This window comes from Thermoactinomyces sp. CICC 10522 (assembly GCF_016055075.1).
Classification (GTDB): domain Bacteria; phylum Bacillota; class Bacilli; order Thermoactinomycetales; family Thermoactinomycetaceae; genus Thermoactinomyces_A; species Thermoactinomyces_A daqus.
On record NZ_JAECVY010000001.1, the window covers coordinates 404,844 to 422,687 of the forward strand.

Consider the following 17,844-nt stretch of genomic DNA (forward strand, 5'->3'; position numbering starts at 1 on the left):
GCTCATAATGTTTTGAGTCTGTTGGCAAACTGGTTGCATGTTTTTGAAAAAAGCCGGGAGATCTGATGATCCTCCCCTTTTTTTGTGCGTGCAGAAAATAGGGAAAGTTGTACAAATAATTCCGAATTTGTCGAAATCGGGGAAGGATATCAGAAAGAAAGGTAGAAATTGTAAAATAATTTATTTTTATGGATTTTTCTGGGAGGGAGGAATGAGGCTGGCTTGAATGTTGTCGATTACATTGATGATCTCTTTTTAAAAGCACAGGAACTGCGGGCGAGCGATATTCATCTGGAGCCCATGCAGCACGGACTCAGGGTGCGGCTTCGCGTCGATGGTTTTCTCCAAGAGCATGATTTGCTTCCGGCGGAGCATGCTGCGGCCATCACGGCCAGAGTCAAATTACTGAGCCATTTGGATATCAGCGAGAAAAGAATTCCGCAAGACGGGAAAATCGCCCGGGGTCAGCTCGACCTGCGCGTTTCGACGCTTCCGACACTTTACGGAGAAAAAATTGTCCTGCGTTTGTTCAAAACCCGCGGTCAACCGCGGAAGCTGGAAAATCTGGGCATGGAAGCGGAGGAACGGGCCAAGGTTGAGCGCCTGCTGAAAAAAGCGAGCGGCCTGATTATTGTTACCGGACCGACGGGATCAGGGAAAACGACGACGCTTTATGCGATGCTGGAACAATTAAACCGGGCCGAAACCAATATTGTGACATTGGAAGATCCGATCGAACTGCAGTTGCCGGGGATCAATCAGGTGCAGATCCTGCCCAAGTCCGGTTTGACATTTGCCAGAGGATTGCGGGCGGTGCTGCGGCAGGATCCCAACGTGATCATGATCGGGGAAATCCGGGATCTTGAAACGGCCGCCATTGCCATCAGCGCTGCCCTGACCGGCCATCTCGTCCTCACCTCGCTTCACACCGATGATACAGCCAGTGCCGTGATGCGCCTCATTGACATGGGGATCGAGCCGTTTCGGGTTGCAGCTGCCCTGGCCGGTGTCGTTGCACAGCGTCTGGTGCGTTTGCCGTGTGCACATTGCCGCGGAAGCAAATGCGCCGATTGCGGGAATACGGGATACTATGGGCGCACCGGTGTTTTTGAGGTGATGGAGTCCGGTGAAGATCTGGGACGTCTGATCGTGGGGCGGGCCTCTTTGCGCGAGTTGCGCGCGTTCTTGATCGACAGCGGCATGAAGCGGATCAGCGACGCTGTGATGGACAAGGTAAGGAAAGATGAAACCACGATTGAGGAATGGATGCGGGTGATTGATGGTGCGGATGAAACGCCGGTGGAAAACTGAAAAGTTGATGGTGTTCAGCCAGCAGATGGGGCATTTGCTGGAAAGCGGAATTTCTCTGCTGACCTGTTTGGATTTGCTGGTGACACAACAATTGATTACATCTTCTTTATACGAAAAATTAAAAAAAGAATTGGAAAATGGCGGGAATCTGTCTTCCGCCTTGCAAAAGTGCGCTTTTCCCAATCTGTTCATCTCGTTTATTCGCGCTGCCGAAGAACACGGCGATTACGTCTTCGGGTTTAAGCAGTGCGCATCCTACTATGCCGCAAGGGCCAAATGGAGCCGGGAATTCGGGCAAGCATGTTTTTATCCGCTGCTGGTCTTTTGCATTGCAATCGGTGCGGTCTTTTTTCTGGTTTCGATTGTTTTGCCCCGATTTTCCGAACTGTATCAGACGCTTGGGATTCCGTTGCCGGCCATCACCCAATGGATGTTTCTCTTGTCTCATTCCTTTCATTCCGTTTTGCTGTTTGCAGGGGGATCCATATGTCTGTTGTCGGTGGGCGGTGGATTGATCCGGATGAGCTCTGACAGGCTACAAGCTTTTTTTACCAGGATGTTGTTGTGGCTTCCGGGCATTGGGCAGTATTACCGGTACCGTTTCACTCATTATGTTGCGACTCAGTTGGGTTCGCTGCTGGCCGCGGGCGTTCCGTTGCTGACGGCGCTTGATGTAATGGCGACGCTGACTCCGTGGGTTCTTTTAACCCGCAGAATACATAAGGTGAAAAAGTGCTTGATGCAGGGTGATTCTTTTGCCGGAGCGGTGAAGAAAAAAGCGGAACCACTGTTTTTGCCTTTATTCGTGCAGATGGTCACGTTGGCCGAGGAATCAGGAAAATTGGATGATATTCTCCTCCATCTGTCCGAGGGGACGGAGAAGATGATGAAATACAAGATCGAACGGCTGACGAGGAGTTTGGAACCCGCGTTTATATTTGCCATCGGGTTGTTTGTCGCACTGACGGTCATCGGCATGTTCCTGCCGGTATTGCAGCTGGTGCGGGCGCTTTAATGAAAGGAGAGTGGCAGATGTCAACCATGACGGGGAATGGTGAAAAAGGATTTACTTTGGTGGAAATGTTGGTGGTTTTGTTTATTATCGGTCTCATTTTGGCGATTGCGATTCCTAATCTGAAGGCGGCAGGGGAGAAAGCCAAGGAGCGGGCGGATCGCGCGAACAGACAGATGATCAGCGCACAAGCGGATAACTACTATCTGGAATACGGAGAGTATCCGGGCAGCGTGGCGGAATTGGTGAAACGGGGTTATCTGCGATCGGTGCCGGCGTGTCCGGGCGGGGGGCATTATGTGATTGACCGTAATCCGCAAATCTCCTCCGAAAAAAGAGTGAAATGCCAAAAATGAAGCATGTCGGGGAACAAGGGTGGACGCTGGTCGAAGTGTTGTTGATTTTGTTCGTGCTCGGACTGATGGCTGCGATTGCGCTGCCGGCATTGTCGGTTTTGGGTGAGCGGGCGGAAAGGGAGATGTTTTTGGATTCTCTGGCCACACAGATCCAATTGGCCCAGTTGGAGGCTGTCTCCCGTGAAAGCGAAGTTTCTCTTTTTCTGAATCCCCGTGAAATCGAAGTGTATCAGGGAGAGGAGGAGATTCGGACCATCCCGGTTCCCGACAAATATCGTCTTGCCAGCAATTATAAGGGAAATCAGGTGATTTTCCGGGAGACCGGGCAGGTTCAGGGAGGAACGATCCGCATCTTGTCTGCGGAAAAACTGGTCGGAAAATTGGTGATTCAGGTGGCGTCCGGCCGGCCCAAAGCGGAGTTGATGCCATGAAGCGGGGAGAAGAAGGGTTTACCTTGGCCGAGGTGACGATGTCGCTTGTGCTGATCGGCGTGTTTATGGTGTTTGCCGTTCCTGTCCTGCACGAAATAAAAATGAAGGAAACAGAGGAAATCATCCGGCTGGAAATCGATCATCTGATGGAAAATGAAATGGAAAAGCAGCTGTCGGCTTTTCCGGATCGTTGCGCCGGTGAAAGCAAAACAGTAAAAAGCGAAGAGTTTCCGAAGCAAGTGTATCTTTTGCAGACCAAATGCCGCGCGGTTGAGCCGTTCTTGTACCAGATGGAAGTGGAGGTTCAATGGAAAGGGAAAGATGGAAAAACGAAAAGCGCCAGGTGGATGACGCATCGCTTTCAGGATTAAAAGGTGAAGCCGGTTTTACCTATCTCGAATTGGTCATTGCCATGAGCGTCTTGTTGATACTGCTTCCGGCCCTGTTTTTTATCACACGCACCTTTATGTCGGAAATCAAAGGGTTGGATGGCAAAGAGCGGTTGGTAATGGAATCGATGGCTTTTTCCGGTTATATTCATCAGGAATTGAAGCAGGGCAGCCATTTTCGAATGGATAACGGCTCCCTGTATTTTCAATTGCCGAACGGAGACACCGTTTGCTATCGGCATCAAAAACGCCGGGTGATCCGCAGCGTCCGCGCACAGGAAGAAACAGCATTCAAGGGCAATACCATTTTGTTGCAGGATGTTTATTATATCGCTTTTGTCCCGGATCCTGTCGGTGTGGGAATGAAAATCGGCATGCAGAACTGGAATGCGAGCCTGGATTGGAGCACATATGTCGCAGGAAGGGTGAGAACATCTGATGAGGCGGAATGAACGGGGCTTCGCCCTCCCGGTGGTGATCGCCTCCCTGACGGTTTTGTTTACGCTGCTCACGTTTCTGATCATCGGTTCAGCTGACACGAAGCAGGCACAGGCTCTCTATGAAGAACAGATTCGCTGCAAATATGCGTCGGAGAGTGGAATCGCCGTGCTTCGGAAGCAGCTGAAGATGGGAAGTGCCGGGAAAAAAGGCCTTTTGCAAATCAATGGAATTTATGTGGAGACATGGATTCTTCAACAAGGGGAGAAGATGACCCGCGTGCAGGCAACAGCCTATGGAAAAAATGGCGTCATGCAGACGAGCGAAGTGGAGCTTGACCCGCACACGCTAGCCATCCACCGCTGGATCCGCTAAGATAGAGAATAAAAATCCAGGTGGAGGTAGAAATGAACCAGGAAAAGAGCCATTTGATTCTCATTGGCATGATGGGGACAGGTAAAACTACTGTCGGTCGGGAATTGTCGAAAAAGCTGAAACTGGAATGGAAGGATACCGACCAGGAACTGGAAGCGCGGTTTGGCTGCACAATCGCAGAGTATTTTGCCCGTGCCGGCGAGGCTGCTTTTCGGCAAGAGGAGACCAGATTGCTGAAGATGCTGCTGAACGGTTCCCCTTTGCTCCTCACCACCGGGGGAGGAATTGTGTTAAAGGAAGAGAACAGGGAGATGATGCGGGAAAAGGGGGTTGTCGTGCAGCTGTTCGCCGAACCGGAAGAGATTATCCGGCGTCTCGGTCGTGCCGCTGATGAGCGTCCGTTATTGCAGGGAGAGTTACATACCAAGGTATACACCATTATGAAGGAGAGAGAAGGTTTGTACGACTTTGCTGATCTCACCGTCGATACCACCGGGCGAAGTGTAGACGGAGTCGTGCAAGAGATTGTTTCCTTTTGGGAAAAGCGTTTAAACGGCGATTTCACCGGCTAAGCTAAGGGATGAGGTGGAATCAATGTCGTTTAGAGAATGGATTCAGTTTCTGCTTCAGCGGATGATTTGGTATATGGAGACGCCTCGCTCTGAGCGGAAAGAACTGAAACAGATGAGAAAAGAACCCTGGTCTGTCAAATGGTTTGGCATGATCCCCTTTTCCATGAGAATGTACATGGACAAACAGCGTTCCAGGCTGAGACGGGAAAATGAATAGCAACAGGGGCGACAGGTGGCCGTTGCCACGTGGAAAATGGTTTTCGCTTGAGCACCGGTGGTTTCAATGTGGAATAAAAATTGAACAGAAAGCAAAAAAAGATTGACAAGGAGCGTTTGTGCTCCTTTTCTCTTTGCTGGTGTGATATGTTATACTTGGTAAATGGAGTTCAGGGACTCATGATTCTTCATTCGGTTGTTGGCGGCATAAAGGAAGGTCAACATGCCGAACATCGACTTCACGTTACGGCAAAAGGAGCGAATCCTTTATGTATCATCGTACGGAAACAAGGCCCGTCAAAGTTGGAAACATTCAAATTGGCGGGAATAACCAAGTGGTTATCCAAAGCATGACGACAACGAAAACGCATGATGTTAAAGCGACGGTTGCAGAGATTAAACGGCTGGAAGAAGCCGGCTGTCAAATCGTCCGGGTCGCTTGTCCGGACATGCGCGCAGCTGAAGCGATTCCGGAGATTAAAAAGCAAGTAAACATCCCCTTGGTTGCAGATATCCATTTTGATTACAAACTGGCCTTAAAAGCGATCGAAGGCGGAATTGATAAAATTCGCATCAATCCGGGGAATATCGGCAAAAGAGAAAAAGTGGAGGCGGTCGTGAAAGCGGCCAAAGAACGGGGGATCCCGATCCGCATCGGAGTCAATGCCGGTTCGTTGGAAAAGCGGATTTTGGAAAAATACGGGTATCCAACAGCAGAAGGAATGATCGAAAGCGCCCTTTACCATATCGGCATTTTGGAAGAGCTCGATTTTCATGATATCATCGTTTCGCTGAAAGCCTCGGATGTCCGTTTGGCGATTGACGCCTACAAGAAAGCGGCGGAAACATTCAATTACCCGTTACATCTCGGGATTACCGAGTCGGGAACCCTTTTTTCCGGTACAGTGAAAAGTTCTGCCGGACTGGGAGCGCTTTTGGCGATGGGAATCGGAAATACGGTGCGGATCAGCCTGAGTGCTGACCCTGTTGAAGAAGTAAAAGTGGCAAGGGAGCTCTTAAAAGCGTTTGGGTTGGCTGCAAACGCGGCGACGCTGATTTCCTGCCCGACTTGTGGGCGAATCGAAATCGACCTCATCAGCATTGCCAATGAGATCGAAGATTATATCTCCAAAATTCGCGCTCCGATCAAGGTTTCTGTTTTGGGATGTGCAGTTAACGGTCCCGGTGAAGCGAAGGAAGCGGATATCGGGATTGCCGGTGCCCGCGGGGAAGGCCTCTTGTTCCGACATGGGAAAATCATTCGCAAAATCCCGGAAAAAGATATGGTCGCCGAATTGAAAAAAGAAATCGACAAACTGGCGGAAGAATATTATCAAAAGCAAAAAGAAGAAAACCGAGAAAAGGATATACTGGGAGTCTAGTTCCCGGCAACCCGCAACCATCGGGTTGCTTTTTTTTTGTAAATATGCATCACAGCCCGGGGGGCATGGTCGCACCTATCCTGTATTCTCATGCCCCGGTCAGAGATGCTGCCCGGGATGGACCTTTAGTTTCCCTGCATGTTTTTCCTGCGGTGCGGGATAATAAACGTAAACAGTGGGGAAAGGAGGAGCAGCGTTGAAAAAATTGGCTTTAATTTTGGTTATCATTGGGGCTTTGAACTGGTTGTTGGTTGGATTGTTCCAATGGGATTTGGTTTCCGCGATTTTTGGCGGTGAATCGCTCCGTGCATCCTCATTTCTGAGTCGCGTGATCTATGCAATTGTCGGGATTGCCGGCCTTTATGCGATCAGCTTCCTGTTCAGTAATCGCGAACCTGCATCAGCCAAATAAACTCCAGCCATTTTGGTCTGGAGTTTTTTGTGTGCGTTGTTTTTTGATACTTTCGTCAATTGTAAACATAAGATAAGATCGAAAAAGGAGGAACAACAACAGGAGAGGGAGATTCAGATGAAACCGGTGATCGGGATTACCATGTCCCTTGAGCAAAGCAAAAAACAATTTTTATCGCAGGAATACAGCGATGTGATCATCGCTGCCGGGGGGATTCCGTTTTTGCTTCCCTATACGGTCGATGATGAACTGATCGCGGAAATGAGCAGACTGGTTGACGGTTTGCTCCTCACCGGCGGAGGCGATATTGACCCGACTTTATTTGACGAAGAACCTCATCCCGGGTTGGGTGAGATCGTGCCGGACCGGGACGAAATGGAAATTGCCCTCATTGAGCAGTTTAATGCGCAACGCAAGCCGATCCTCGGCATCTGCCGCGGATGCCAAATTTTGAATATTGCGATGGGCGGAGACATGTATCAGGATTTACCCGGCCAGAAGAAGGCGGTATTGCAACACCAGCAAAAGGCCCCGCGCAGCCATGCTTCCCATACGATTCAAATTGCCGAGGATTCCCTTCTTTACTCGATTTTTGCGAAGTCGCTGATTAAAGTAAACAGTTTTCACCATCAGGCTGTCCGCAAAGTGGTGTCTCCGCTCAAAGTGACGGCGGTCGCCAGTGACGGGGTGATTGAAGCATTTGAAAGCATTGCGCATGAGTTTGTGGTGGGGGTGCAGTGGCATCCTGAGTCGATGGTGGCAAAAGATGATCATGCGAAACGATTGTTTCGGGCCTTTGTAGCGGCTTGTGAAAAGAGAAAAGAAAAATCGGCGGTTTTCCGGTAAAAGCGAATAAGAGAGGGCGGTTCTCCGGAAAGGAGTTTCGCCCTCTTCATGCTTTCCTCATCGTTTTCCTTTATTTTTTTCCGCGAACATAGCCGGCGTTGAAAAGGAACAGCCAGAGCAAAAGCCCGATGGATGGAATCAGGAGCAAGAGACCGGCGATAAAAGCGATCACCAATGCCATACCCATCGTGGTATTCGTCAAAGCGGTATGAATGGTGATAAAGGGATACAACAGATAAGGAAGATGGGAAATGCCGTAACCAAAAAAAGCGCAGGCGAACTGGAACATGACGAAGATAAACGCGATGCCCAGATTTTTCCGTTTCCACATTAAGCAGACGCCAATACAAAAGCAGAAAAAGGAAGTGACGAACATCCAGCCGACAGAGAGGGCACGGGAGAAATGTTCCGGATTGTGCCGGGAAAGCTCCCAAAAGACCCACAAGCTGGCCAAAATTGTAGGCCCGCTCCAAAACAGGGCATATTTTCGCAAAAGCTCCCTGGCCTGGAGATCATTTGCCCGATCAGCATAAAAGGTGAGAAAACTGGCGCTGATATATAAAATGCTGACCAAAGCCAGGAAGACAACGCTCCAGGAATAGTGGCTGGTGAAAAGAAGATCTGCCCGAAATAAGAGGCGATCCCCCGTTTTTTCAATAAAACCCCCTTCTGAAATCGTCAAAACCGTTGACAGGGAAGCGGGAATGAACAGACCAGTCAACCCGTAGAGGAGCAAATAAAACTTGCTCTTGCGCGCCCCGTAATTGGCAAAGGCATAGAAAGAACCGCGAATCGTCAGCAGAATCAATGCCACTGACCCGGGAATCAGCAATGCCGTCCCGTAATAATAAGCGGTTTCCGGGAAAAAGCCGACAAGGCCGACGATGAAAAAGATCAGAAAAACGTTGGTTACTTCCCAGACGGGAGACAGATAGCGGTCAATAATCCGGTTGATGATATGGTCTTTTCCGGTCAGCATGCTGTAGCAGGAAAAGAATCCAGCCCCGAAATCAATCGAGGCGATCAGGAGATAACCGTACAAGAACGTCCACAAAACCGTGATTCCGACCATTGCCAAGTTCATGTCCGGCTCCTCCCTTCAACTGCATGAAGTTCCGTTTCCGCCGGCCGTCCTCTGAACAAGCGGGAGAGGACACTGATGGCAACAATGGCGAGCAAGAGATAGAGGAGACTGAACATCAGGGTAACCATTCCCACATTATCCGCCGTAGTTGCAGCCTGATCCACCCGCATCAACCCGGTGATGATCCAGGGCTGCCTTCCCACTTCGGCGTAAATCCATCCAAACTCAATGGCCAGAAACGCGAGCGGAGCGGCCAAAACAATTCCCCGGAGCAACCAGCGGCTTTGGATGATCTCCTTTTTCGACAACCAATACGCGAGATAAGCCGCGGAAATGAAAATGAGATAAAAACCGATTCCCACCATCGCGTCAAACAGGTAGTGGATGAAGAGCGGCGGCCATTCCGAGCGCGGAATCTCCTTCAGCCCGGTCACTTTGCCGTCGATGGATCCGGTGGCGAGAAAGCTCAACGCCGAAGGGATTTCCAGTCCGTATTTCACTTCCAGATTCTTTTCATCGAGTATGCCGCCAATCACCAGAGGCGCATTGGTTCGTGTGTCAAAATGCCATTCTCCGGCCGCAAGTTTGGCCGGTTGCCAAGTGGCCAGAAACTTGCCGGAAAGATCGCCGGCGACAAAGGTGAGCAAGGACAGGATAAAGCTGATTGCCATCGTTAAATGAAGCGCTTTTTTGTAATAGACGTGCGTCTTTCCCTTTAATAAGTGCCAGGCGGCGATGGCGGCCAGCAAAAAACCGCACGTGGCATATGCGGAAGAGAGCACATGGCCCACTTCTGACGGAGTGGACGGATTAAGCATGGCGGCGATCGGATCGATATGGCTCACCCGTCCGGAAGCAGAAAGCTTGAAACCTGCCGGGGTATTCATAAAAGAGTTGACAGTCGTGATGAAGACGGCGGACATCGAGGAACCGATGATAATCGGGATTGACGTCAGCCAATGATAGACCGGTTTTTGGAAACGATCCCAGGTGTAGAGATAAATGCCCAAAAAAATTGCTTCAAAGAAGAAGGCAAAGGTTTCCATAAACAAGGGCAAACTGATGACATTGCCTGCCAGTTGCATAAATTTCGGCCACAGAAGCGAGAGCATCAGGCCGATACAGGTTCCGGTTACCACGCCAATGGCTACGGTGATGACAAAACCGCGCGTCCAGCGGCGGGCTAACAGGATGAAATGGGGATCCTTGCGCCAGATTCCCCATCCTTCGGCCAAGCAGATAAAAATGGGGACACCTACACCGATGGTAGCCCAAACAATGTGGAATGCCAGCGTTTCAGCAGTCAAAATACGGCTCCACAAAACTGAGTCCATGTTTAATTCCTCCTGCTCAGAGCTAATTTTATCTTAATCATACGCATTCGCCATCACTTTGTACATTTATTCACGAACTTTGACAATAAAAATCAACAATTTTAAAAGGAAATAAATCAATTTTGTTCAATAATGAACAAATAGGTATCGAAAGTCAGAATTGATGGAAGTGATGTGAAATTATAGCTCTCCTTTTTTTGACAAAGACTAGGGAACAAAAAGGGGGGACGTTTATGTGCTGGTTGAGAACTCGATTTTTTCCCCTGCTGCTGGCCGTGTGCCTGATTTGTCCTGTTTTGCCCGGAGGGAGCTTGAAGTCGGACGCGTATACCCGACCTCCGGCATCGCTCCATCCGGCAGAATCTCCCCGTCTTTACACATCTGTGATGATTTTTCGCTTCCAGCATAAGGAGTGGATCTTTCCGCTCAGTGAAATCGGTTTTGACGGAGTGGATCCCACCACATTAAACCGCCAAGCCTTTATGAATTGGTTTTCACTTGTGGTTGAACATGAGATCAACCGACCGGCACGATCTGCCCGTTTTGACCGTCAGCGCCGGATTATTCCTCATCAGTTGGGGCGAAAAGTGGACCGGCAGAAAGTATACGAGTGGCTCGATTCGATCCATGAATATTTGGGCAGGCCTCTCGAAGTCCCGGTTATCTGGATTCAGCCGCAGCTTACCACAAAAAAATTGCAACAACTGAAACAAAAAAAGCTGTCCTCCTATTCAACTTATTTTAATGCGCGAAATTTGAATCGCACCCATAATATTCGACTGTCCGTCCAAGCGATTGATCATACGGTTTTACTGCCCGGACAAATTTTTTCCTTCAATCGCATCGTCGGAGAACGGTCGCTGGCAAGAGGATACCGTCCGGCACGGATCATTGTCAAAGGGGAATACAGCGAGGGGATTGGAGGAGGGATCTGCCAAACCTCTTCAACCTTGTTCAACTCAGTTGACCGGGCGGGGCTGAGAGTGATCCAACGGGTCAGTCACAGTAAAATGGTTACTTATGTGCCGAAATATCGCGATGCAACCGTTTCGTGGGGCGGGCCGGATTTTCGTTTCCAAAATCAGTTGAATGAACCGATTTTAATTGAGGCGGAGATACAAAGAGGCAGGTTGACCATCTCCATTTACGGACCGAAAAATGTGCACTATTATCCGCGAGCCATCCCCCCTGCACCGCACCAGGGGACTTTTTTGGAAGAATAGCAAGGAACAATTGACGACCCGTGAGCATAAACATAATTTGTATTAAAATAGAGGAATATATGACAATCAATCAAAATAATAGATTGGTAGGTAAAGTTCTGCTATAATCAATCATTGTTCAGGCTTTTATTCAGAAGGAGGTATTTGATGAAAAGGATCCTTCTAAACAGCCTTGCGATGATCCTCATCCTGCCCAGTCTGCTCACGGGTTGTTCAGAACCGCAGCAGGTAAAAGTAACCTTTAGCGACCAACCGAAAATAATTAATCTGGAAAATAATGACGATACATTGGCGAGCTCTTTGACAAAGCAAGGCTATTCTGTCGCAGAGCTTAAACAGAACTATGAACCGAGCATTCCCTGGGATCAGAAGTTGGGCGGGCAAAAAACGGTTCAGCTTACCTGTAAATGCCGCGTTTCGTTAAGTGTTGCCGGAAAGGATCTGGGAACTTTCCAAACCACGCAAGAGACCGTGGAAGATGTTTTAAAGTCGAAAAAGGTCCAACTAACTGCTTGGGATGAAATCAATGTTCCGCTTAATCAGAAGATTAAGGAAGGAACTAAAATCGTAGTAGATCGATTGGAGCAGCGAGTGAAGAAGAAGGTCGAAGAGGTTCCGTACAAAACGAAGAAAATTGAAGACAACCAGATGGCTGATGGCAAAACGGAAGTGAAACAGGACGGGAAAGAAGGGAAAAAGGTTTATCAGGTGACCATGTTGTACAAAAATGGTCAACCGGTCGTGGAAGATGGAGAACCCGTCGTTACGCAAAAACTGATCGATTCTGTCGAGCCTGTCGAGAAAATCGTGAAAGTCGGAACCAACAAAGAAATGGCCCAAAAGGAAAGCGTCAATCTGACTTCAGCCAAAGAGACGGGAACTTTGACGGTTGAGGCAACAGGATATACTGCTACCGGTTCCCGAACGGCTACGGGCACATACCCCCATCGCGGAACGATTGCGGTTGACCCTGACGTCATTCCGCTGGGAACAAAATTGTACATACCGGGTTACGGTTACGGTGTGGCCGAAGATACCGGTGGAGCGATCAATGGAAAGATTATCGATTTATTTTTCGATTCTGAACAAGAAGCGATCAACTGGGGTCGACGGACGGTTACGATCAAGATTTTAAAATAATAAACAAAAAATTGCCTGCAATGTTTATTCGTTGCAGGTATTTTTTTGTTTGATAGGGAATTATTTAACAGGGACTCCGTTTATCCACCTGAAATGCCAATGCCAAGCGTCTTTGCAAAATTTTTTCTTTCCTTCCTTTTCAATCCGGCCTTTTTTTATTTTTAATTAAATGGTTTACAACCCTTTATATAAAGGTATATATATTATTGATATATGAAAAAGCGACCGAGAACCTGCAATCAGAAAATCAGGATGAATTGGTAAATATTTGTTTTTGATGCTGTTTCAGCTATACTGAAGGCAAGGAATACTGCATCCGAGGTGTCATGATGGTAGGTCGGAATGAACCTTGCCCATGCGGCAGTGGAAAAAAGTTCAAAAAATGTTGTGAAAGGGTTGTGACGCTGGACGCGGCTGAAAAAGCCCGTGAAGCGCGTGAAAGCCAATTGAAAAACGAACTGTTGTCAGAGCTTAACCGCTGGTTTAATCAGCGGGTATCGGAGGGGAAACAGCTCGAATGGGCGAATCGTTTCAAGAAATTGCTTCAGTTTCCGATGGATCAGCCGATACCAAAAGAATTTTCCACATCCTTTCGCTTGTGGATTTTATTTGATGCCCCCTGTTTAAACCGCAAACGGCCTGTCGAAGTGTGGAGTGCCACCTTGCGCAAGGCACCGCAAAAAGAGCGCTTGGCCCGATATTTCTCCGAGTCGAAGTTTACCTGCTTTGAAGTAACGAAAAAAGAAGAAGAATACATCATATTGAAAGAACTGGAAACCGGACAAGAGTTTACCGTTTTGCCGGCGGGAGCCATTGCGGAGAAATCCCTTTTGTTTACAAGATTGCTCAGGATCGGCAATCGCTATCAGATTTTCGGCCCTTATACCTCTTTTGTGCAGGAGATGAGAGGGGAGATACTCGTGCAACTAGAAAAATACAGCCAAGTAGATGAAAAACGCCAAGAGTTGACCACTTGGGAAAAAGGATGGAAAGTGTTCGGATGGTCGATCAGTCGGGCTGAGGAATTGGAGCAGGTAAAAGCTGTTCCGTCAGCAACGCCTGAACCGATCAACGGCTTCTTCTGGCCGATGGCGAAAGAAAAGGAGGAAGACCTGCCCCCCCGAACCATGCTTCAGCTGGAGCAATTTTTTCTTTCCTTTGTTGCTCCATTGCAAAAAGGGACGCAGCAATTTTACAGCCGCACCCTCGAATGGTTGTACAAATACCTGTCGATTCGATATGGACAAGCATTTGACTGGAATTTGCTCAACGAAGAAGCGCTCGTTCATTTCCTGAGCGTCTGGTATCTGGATAATGCCAAGATCTCCCCGAACGGGGCGCGCATTTTTCTCAATACGCTCAAACACCTGTTCCGTTGGTTGGAGCAGGAGGAGATTTCAAGCGTTTACCGCATTTATAAGCAAATCTACATTTCCTTGATCCGCGCCCTGCCGGAAGCAGTGGAAATGAGAAAATCGCTGATGGAATTGAGTGAAAATGATCCCGGCGACTCACAGGAGCAAGAATCCGTGATGATGCAGTTTGCGGTATCCTCCTCCGGACCGGTCGTTTTGGTGGATGGAAGATGGGAACCCGTCCCCCTTTCCGGCTTGCCTTCCACAGGGGTGGAAAGGAGATACTGGGTCAGAGGAGTCGTGAAAAAAACGCCTTCCGGTTATTGTTTTGCCCGTGTTGAAGGTGTATATCCGGCAATGTCACAGGCCAACCAAGTTCAAGTGTCCGGAAATAAATGAAGGGAGCCAAAACAGGTAATCTTTGGCTTCCTTTTGTTTTGGGTATGGAACGAAATGGGAGATCACATACTAATTTCACACTCGACAAAAGGAGGATCTTCTTATGTTCCGCTTTTTGAACTTGTTTCGCGGTAAGGGAAATGAAGAGAAACGGACTGGTCAGGCAAAAGCCGGACAAAATCCCGGCGGACAAGGTGAAAAAGTAGAAGAGATGATGAACGAGATCAGCAAAGAGTTAGGTGTGGACAAACAATCCCGTTCGTTCGCAGGAAACCCGAATGAACTGGCGGAACAGATCAAACAGGAGATCAAGGAACGTACTTGATTGTTGAGTGTACAAGAGCACCCGCCTGCAACGGGTGCTCTTTTCTCGCGCGTTAAGATTTCAAATAAGAAGCGATTTCTTCTATTTTCCCCCATACAGCGGTTACGACCGGCTCAGGTACGAATGATTCAAATTTGCTGTTCATCGGGGATTGCAGCTTAATGGTCGGGGTGTCCAATCCCAAATATTTTGTCCTGTGTTCTTTTTTCTTGAATGAAGTAGGGAGGGTAAGGCGGTAAGTGCCTCCCGAAGCGGCATCTCTGATTTCCATATTGTAGACGGGCGGCTGATTGTGTGACGAACGAAAACCTTGGGCTTTTAAAATCCGATCCATTTTGTGGTCAGGACAAGAAATTCCCGCAAGCGCTTTCATTCTTAACTTCACGAAAAACCCTCCTTACAAGTGGTTACCAATTGCATACCCCTTTTTCGGGATGAACAATCCCCATTTTTCAAAGTGGAAGGAAGCAGTTAATTTTATGCGAGATTATATGATTTTATGATAAATTGAAGTAGAAAAAGGGGAAAGGGAGAGATCGTTTTGCCCATGGCCGGAGATCAACCGATTCCTTTTTTATCTTGGAGAGATGAGTGGCAGAAGAAAAAGGAAGAATCGTTTTTTAAACTGCTGGGTCAAATCGAAGTTTATGCGGAGAAGACAATTTCGTTTCGCGAGAAAATGCGGGCGCTGTACGTATTCGGCACTTTGACGGGATACCGCAGGGGGAAGGAGACATCCCTGGTTTCTTTGCCGGAGAGGGTTTTTCAATCCTGGTTTTTATTTGATTATGTAAATGTGCAAAGAGAGCGCGTGGTCGAAAGGGCCGTTCGGGAATCGGAAATTGAAGAGGAAGAATGGGAGTATGTTTCCACCCTGATTGCTTCTTACTTTTCCATTTTTAGAATCAAACGCGATCAGAAGTATTGCCATTTGACAGAGTGGAGGGAGGAGATTCCGCGTTTTTCCGTTTCCCGCGAGGACTGGCCGCATCAGGCACGGGACGTCGATTATGCATTCGTGCGTCCTGTCAAGGTAGGAGTGAAGTTTTTGTTGCTCGGGCCGGTCGTTCCGCTGTCGATCAGGCAGGCGGAAGAGAAGATTGCCTGGTTAAGATCCCGCCTTGCCCAAAGTGCGTTTTCGTGCCGGATTTTTATGCAGAGGGAAGGTATGGCGCTGTTTCGCGATCTGTTTTAACATCGAGGAGGGAGAATCAATGGCAAAGGTAGATTTTCATTCGCACAGTACTGCTTCTGACGGACTTTTCTCACCCAGGGATGTGGTGCGATTGGCAGAAAGTGCCGGACTGGCAGCGGTCGGGATCACGGATCACGATACGGTGGCCGGTGTGGAAGAAGCGTTGGCTGAAGGGGAGAAACGGGGAATAACGGTTGTGCCGGGAGTGGAGATCAGCACTTTGTGGCAGGGGAAAGAAATTCATATGCTCGGATTGTTTGTGATTCCGGATCATCCTCATCTGCTGAATAAATTGGAGGAACAGCGCAATAAGCGGAAAGAACGGAATCGCATGATCATCAACAATTTGAACCAGCTTGGGATCTCCATCACGATGGAAGAGGTGATGGAAAAGAAAAAAGGAAAGGGCAAGGATCTGAATGTGGGTCGTCCGCATATCGCCGAAGTTCTGATCGACAAAGGGATTGTACATACCATGGATGAAGCATTTGACCAATATCTCGGCAAAGACGGCAAAGCATACGCGACACCGGAACGGATTTCCCCGTTTGCCGCAATCGAGCTGATTCATGCCAGCGGAGGTGCGGCCGTTCTTGCCCACCCAGGATTATATGAGCAAGACGACCTTATCCCGCTGCTTGTTTCAAAAGGATTGGACGGAATCGAAGTAAATCATCCCGACCATCCTGAGGATGCAAAAGAAAAATACCGGGAGATGGCGAAAGCTTTCGGGCTGATCGCAACTGCGGGATCAGATTTTCATGGCGAGAGAAATGGTTCCATGTATCATGCACCGCTCGGTACTTGCACGACGGATGTATCCGTGGTGGAACTGCTGAGACAAGCGGCGCAAAAGCAGCGTTAATTCAGCTCTTTGATCATGGGAATATGTTCAATCCCGGCTTCAAAGAAGGGAGCGCCATTTGTCCGGTACCCTAATTTCTCATAAAAGGGAACCACCTGGATTTGGGCGTTCAGACGAATGGCGCGGGCCTCCTTCAGCCGGGCCGTTTCTTCCACGGCCAGCATCAACTTTCGGCCTGCCCCTGTGTTCCGTTTATGGGCGAGAACGGCCACTCTCTCCACTTTCGCCTCCTGGCTGCTGATCCAGCGCAGACGGCAGGTACCGATGGGTTTCCCGTCTTCCAGAGCGAGAAAATGGGTGGCCGACTGTTCCCACTCATCCATTTCCAAATCCTCGGGCACCTTTTGCTCGTGAATGAAGACGGTGCGGCGGATGGAGAAAGCTTGCTGCAATTCTGTTTCTGATTCAACTGTTTTTATCTCAATGGACAAGTTGGAACTCCTTTCCGTCTTTTATTGTTTGGCTAATAAAAATGTTTGATAAATACTCCAGGAGCCGTTTTCCAATTGGTAGAGAAGATGGAAGCGATCAATCAGCGTTTCCAGCTCAAATTTGCGCATGCGCAAGCTTCCGTAAACGTCGTGCAATTCGTCTTCGGACATCTTTTGGCCAATCGTCAGATGGGGGATATAATCGTAAGGGGCTTCGACTGGTTCAAACAGCTGCTCGATCTGATTGTGCAACTCGACTATCGGCTCTTCATGATCAATGGCAAGGTAAATGGTATTGCTTGTAGGATGAAAATGGCTGACCTTGTGAAAACGGACTTTAAACGCTTTCATTTGTTTGGCTATTTTCTCCAGGTCGGCCACTGTTTTCTCCAATTTATCATCGGACAGCTCAAACTTTTCTTTCAGCGTGATGTGCGGAGGAATCAAGGCGTAGTGGGGATCATACCGTTTGCGGTAAGAATTGACCAGGTCTTGGACACGTTTTTGTGGAAATATTGCAATTCCGTAGTACATCAACATACCTCCTTTAGTTGATGGGTAAAAATAGCCACATATTATTATTATAACTTTTCTCAGCAAAGAAAGCATCTAATTGCTGGTTTGCTGGTAAATCATCCGGGTTCTCGATGTTGAAAAGACTTAGCAAGGTTTCGCCTGACTAAAATCTCTATTATTTCGATTTCAGGTTTCAACAAGGAAAAAAGAGGATATAAAAATTTTGATCGCCGAATA

The 17,844-nt window shown here is 48.4% G+C and carries 23 protein-coding genes and 1 pseudogene; 19 read left to right on the plus strand and 5 right to left on the minus strand.

Features of this window, described 5'->3' with window-relative positions:
* Positions 1–222: 222 nt before the first annotated feature.
* The 12 genes from I8U18_RS02100 (at position 223) to I8U18_RS02155 (ending at position 7,740) form a co-directional block, all read left to right on the plus strand.
* Entirely contained in the window at positions 223–1,311 is a 1,089-nt protein-coding gene (locus I8U18_RS02100) for a GspE/PulE family protein (RefSeq protein ID WP_198064433.1), read from the plus strand.
* Entirely contained in the window at positions 1,280–2,326 is a 1,047-nt protein-coding gene (locus I8U18_RS02105) for a type II secretion system F family protein (protein WP_198064434.1), read from the plus strand. Before I8U18_RS02100 ends, I8U18_RS02105 begins: the two co-directional genes overlap by 32 nt.
* Positions 2,327–2,343: 17 nt before the next feature.
* Positions 2,344–2,679 (plus strand): competence type IV pilus major pilin ComGC, encoded by a 336-nt coding sequence (locus I8U18_RS18095; protein WP_304650725.1) that lies wholly within the window; start codon positions 2,344–2,346, stop codon positions 2,677–2,679.
* Entirely contained in the window at positions 2,676–3,110 is a 435-nt protein-coding gene (locus tag I8U18_RS02115; RefSeq protein ID WP_033101687.1) for a GspH/FimT family pseudopilin, read from the plus strand. Before I8U18_RS18095 ends, I8U18_RS02115 begins: the two co-directional genes overlap by 4 nt.
* Entirely contained in the window at positions 3,107–3,481 is a 375-nt protein-coding gene (locus I8U18_RS02120; RefSeq protein ID WP_198059865.1) for a type II secretion system protein, read from the plus strand. The genes I8U18_RS02115 and I8U18_RS02120 overlap by 4 nt, the downstream gene beginning before the upstream one ends.
* Positions 3,418–3,951 carry a hypothetical protein gene (locus tag I8U18_RS02125; RefSeq protein WP_033101685.1) on the plus strand — a complete coding sequence of 178 codons (534 nt, stop codon included), beginning with the start codon at positions 3,418–3,420 and terminating at the stop codon, positions 3,949–3,951. The genes I8U18_RS02120 and I8U18_RS02125 overlap by 64 nt, the downstream gene beginning before the upstream one ends.
* Positions 3,938–4,312: a hypothetical protein gene (locus I8U18_RS02130; protein ID WP_033101684.1), complete on the plus strand. Its 375-nt coding sequence runs from the start codon at positions 3,938–3,940 to the stop codon at positions 4,310–4,312. Before I8U18_RS02125 ends, I8U18_RS02130 begins: the two co-directional genes overlap by 14 nt.
* A gap of 32 nt (positions 4,313–4,344) precedes the next feature.
* The gene (locus I8U18_RS02135) at positions 4,345–4,884 is read left to right on the plus strand and encodes a shikimate kinase (protein WP_198064435.1); all 540 of its coding nucleotides are present in this window, start codon (positions 4,345–4,347) and stop codon (positions 4,882–4,884) included.
* Between the two features lie 22 nt (positions 4,885–4,906).
* A complete protein-coding gene (locus I8U18_RS02140; protein WP_033101682.1) occupies positions 4,907–5,101 on the plus strand; it encodes a YqzE family protein in 195 nt (64 codons plus the stop codon).
* Positions 5,102–5,369: 268 nt separating this feature from the next.
* Entirely contained in the window at positions 5,370–6,482 is a 1,113-nt protein-coding gene (gene ispG / locus I8U18_RS02145; RefSeq protein WP_033101681.1) for a flavodoxin-dependent (E)-4-hydroxy-3-methylbut-2-enyl-diphosphate synthase, read from the plus strand.
* A gap of 196 nt (positions 6,483–6,678) precedes the next feature.
* Complete coding sequence (locus I8U18_RS02150) at positions 6,679–6,894, plus strand: DUF378 domain-containing protein (protein ID WP_033101680.1); 216 nt, start codon at positions 6,679–6,681, stop codon at positions 6,892–6,894.
* A gap of 117 nt (positions 6,895–7,011) precedes the next feature.
* The gene (locus tag I8U18_RS02155; protein WP_033101679.1) at positions 7,012–7,740 is read left to right on the plus strand and encodes a gamma-glutamyl-gamma-aminobutyrate hydrolase family protein; all 729 of its coding nucleotides are present in this window, start codon (positions 7,012–7,014) and stop codon (positions 7,738–7,740) included.
* Positions 7,741–7,810: 70 nt separating this feature from the next.
* Here I8U18_RS02155 and I8U18_RS02160 read toward each other — a convergent pair whose 3' ends face one another.
* On the minus strand, positions 7,811–8,824 hold the full coding sequence (locus I8U18_RS02160) for a cytochrome d ubiquinol oxidase subunit II (RefSeq protein ID WP_033101678.1): 1,014 nt from the start codon (positions 8,822–8,824) through the stop codon (positions 7,811–7,813).
* Positions 8,821–10,158, minus strand: coding sequence for a cytochrome ubiquinol oxidase subunit I (locus I8U18_RS02165; protein WP_198055339.1), 1,338 nt, complete (start codon positions 10,156–10,158; stop codon positions 8,821–8,823). Before I8U18_RS02165 ends, I8U18_RS02160 begins: the two co-directional genes overlap by 4 nt.
* Positions 10,159–10,391: 233 nt before the next feature.
* On the opposite strand from I8U18_RS02165, the gene I8U18_RS02170 reads away from it, so the two are divergent.
* The 5 genes and pseudogenes from I8U18_RS02170 (at position 10,392) to I8U18_RS02185 (ending at position 14,600) form a co-directional block, all read left to right on the plus strand.
* Positions 10,392–11,381: a VanW family protein gene (locus I8U18_RS02170; RefSeq protein ID WP_198055340.1), complete on the plus strand. Its 990-nt coding sequence runs from the start codon at positions 10,392–10,394 to the stop codon at positions 11,379–11,381.
* 147 nt (positions 11,382–11,528) lie between these two features.
* Complete coding sequence (locus I8U18_RS02175; RefSeq protein ID WP_052154332.1) at positions 11,529–12,521, plus strand: 3D domain-containing protein; 993 nt, start codon at positions 11,529–11,531, stop codon at positions 12,519–12,521.
* Between the two features lie 329 nt (positions 12,522–12,850).
* Positions 12,851–12,916: pseudogene (locus I8U18_RS18115) on the plus strand (SEC-C metal-binding domain-containing protein); the annotation flags it as partial.
* Positions 12,917–12,919: 3 nt separating this feature from the next.
* Positions 12,920–14,275: a hypothetical protein gene (locus tag I8U18_RS02180; protein WP_232331167.1), complete on the plus strand. Its 1,356-nt coding sequence runs from the start codon at positions 12,920–12,922 to the stop codon at positions 14,273–14,275.
* A gap of 103 nt (positions 14,276–14,378) precedes the next feature.
* Positions 14,379–14,600 carry a hypothetical protein gene (locus I8U18_RS02185; protein ID WP_033101676.1) on the plus strand — a complete coding sequence of 74 codons (222 nt, stop codon included), beginning with the start codon at positions 14,379–14,381 and terminating at the stop codon, positions 14,598–14,600.
* Between the two features lie 52 nt (positions 14,601–14,652).
* Here the strand turns inward: I8U18_RS02185 and I8U18_RS02190 are convergent, their stop codons facing one another.
* Positions 14,653–14,985, minus strand: a complete 333-nt coding sequence (locus I8U18_RS02190; protein WP_033101675.1) for a hypothetical protein — start codon at positions 14,983–14,985, stop codon at positions 14,653–14,655.
* 162 nt (positions 14,986–15,147) lie between these two features.
* Between I8U18_RS02190 and I8U18_RS02195 the strand changes: the two genes are divergently transcribed.
* A complete protein-coding gene (locus tag I8U18_RS02195) occupies positions 15,148–15,795 on the plus strand; it encodes a hypothetical protein (protein ID WP_198055343.1) in 648 nt (215 codons plus the stop codon).
* A 19-nt stretch (positions 15,796–15,814) separates the two neighbouring features.
* Positions 15,815–16,660, plus strand: coding sequence for a PHP domain-containing protein (locus I8U18_RS02200; protein ID WP_033101673.1), 846 nt, complete (start codon positions 15,815–15,817; stop codon positions 16,658–16,660).
* Here I8U18_RS02200 and I8U18_RS02205 read toward each other — a convergent pair.
* Positions 16,657–17,091 carry a GNAT family N-acetyltransferase gene (locus I8U18_RS02205; protein WP_198059861.1) on the minus strand — a complete coding sequence of 145 codons (435 nt, stop codon included), beginning with the start codon at positions 17,089–17,091 and terminating at the stop codon, positions 16,657–16,659. The two genes, I8U18_RS02200 and I8U18_RS02205, sit on opposite strands and share 4 nt — an antisense overlap.
* A 21-nt stretch (positions 17,092–17,112) precedes the next feature.
* Positions 17,113–17,625, minus strand: coding sequence for a 2'-5' RNA ligase family protein (locus I8U18_RS02210; RefSeq protein ID WP_033101798.1), 513 nt, complete (start codon positions 17,623–17,625; stop codon positions 17,113–17,115).
* Between the last annotated feature and the right edge of the window lie 219 nt (positions 17,626–17,844).

Bases quoted from the DNA above. Each gene is read 5' to 3' on its own strand.
- I8U18_RS02155 (WP_033101679.1), top strand. From the start codon at position 7,012: ATGAAACCGGTGATCGGGATTACCATGTCCCTTGAGCAAAGCAAAAAA.
- I8U18_RS02120 (WP_198059865.1), top strand. From the start codon at position 3,107: ATGAAGCGGGGAGAAGAAGGGTTTACCTTGGCCGAGGTGACGATGTCG.
- I8U18_RS02200 (WP_033101673.1), top strand. From the start codon at position 15,815: ATGGCAAAGGTAGATTTTCATTCGCACAGTACTGCTTCTGACGGACTT.
- I8U18_RS02165 (WP_198055339.1), bottom strand. From the start codon at position 10,158: ATGGACTCAGTTTTGTGGAGCCGTATTTTGACTGCTGAAACGCTGGCA.
- I8U18_RS02125 (WP_033101685.1), top strand. From the start codon at position 3,418: ATGGAAAGGGAAAGATGGAAAAACGAAAAGCGCCAGGTGGATGACGCA.
- I8U18_RS18095 (WP_304650725.1), top strand. From the start codon at position 2,344: ATGTCAACCATGACGGGGAATGGTGAAAAAGGATTTACTTTGGTGGAA.
- I8U18_RS02140 (WP_033101682.1), top strand. From the start codon at position 4,907: ATGTCGTTTAGAGAATGGATTCAGTTTCTGCTTCAGCGGATGATTTGG.
- I8U18_RS02130 (WP_033101684.1), top strand. From the start codon at position 3,938: ATGAGGCGGAATGAACGGGGCTTCGCCCTCCCGGTGGTGATCGCCTCC.
- I8U18_RS02105 (WP_198064434.1), top strand. From the start codon at position 1,280: ATGGTGCGGATGAAACGCCGGTGGAAAACTGAAAAGTTGATGGTGTTC.
- I8U18_RS02170 (WP_198055340.1), top strand. From the start codon at position 10,392: ATGTGCTGGTTGAGAACTCGATTTTTTCCCCTGCTGCTGGCCGTGTGC.
- I8U18_RS02185 (WP_033101676.1), top strand. From the start codon at position 14,379: ATGTTCCGCTTTTTGAACTTGTTTCGCGGTAAGGGAAATGAAGAGAAA.
- I8U18_RS02195 (WP_198055343.1), top strand. From the start codon at position 15,148: ATGGCCGGAGATCAACCGATTCCTTTTTTATCTTGGAGAGATGAGTGG.
- I8U18_RS02175 (WP_052154332.1), top strand. From the start codon at position 11,529: ATGAAAAGGATCCTTCTAAACAGCCTTGCGATGATCCTCATCCTGCCC.
- I8U18_RS02115 (WP_033101687.1), top strand. From the start codon at position 2,676: ATGAAGCATGTCGGGGAACAAGGGTGGACGCTGGTCGAAGTGTTGTTG.
- I8U18_RS02210 (WP_033101798.1), bottom strand. From the start codon at position 17,625: ATGTACTACGGAATTGCAATATTTCCACAAAAACGTGTCCAAGACCTG.
- I8U18_RS02135 (WP_198064435.1), top strand. From the start codon at position 4,345: ATGAACCAGGAAAAGAGCCATTTGATTCTCATTGGCATGATGGGGACA.
- I8U18_RS02160 (WP_033101678.1), bottom strand. From the start codon at position 8,824: ATGAACTTGGCAATGGTCGGAATCACGGTTTTGTGGACGTTCTTGTAC.
- ispG (WP_033101681.1), top strand. From the start codon at position 5,370: ATGTATCATCGTACGGAAACAAGGCCCGTCAAAGTTGGAAACATTCAA.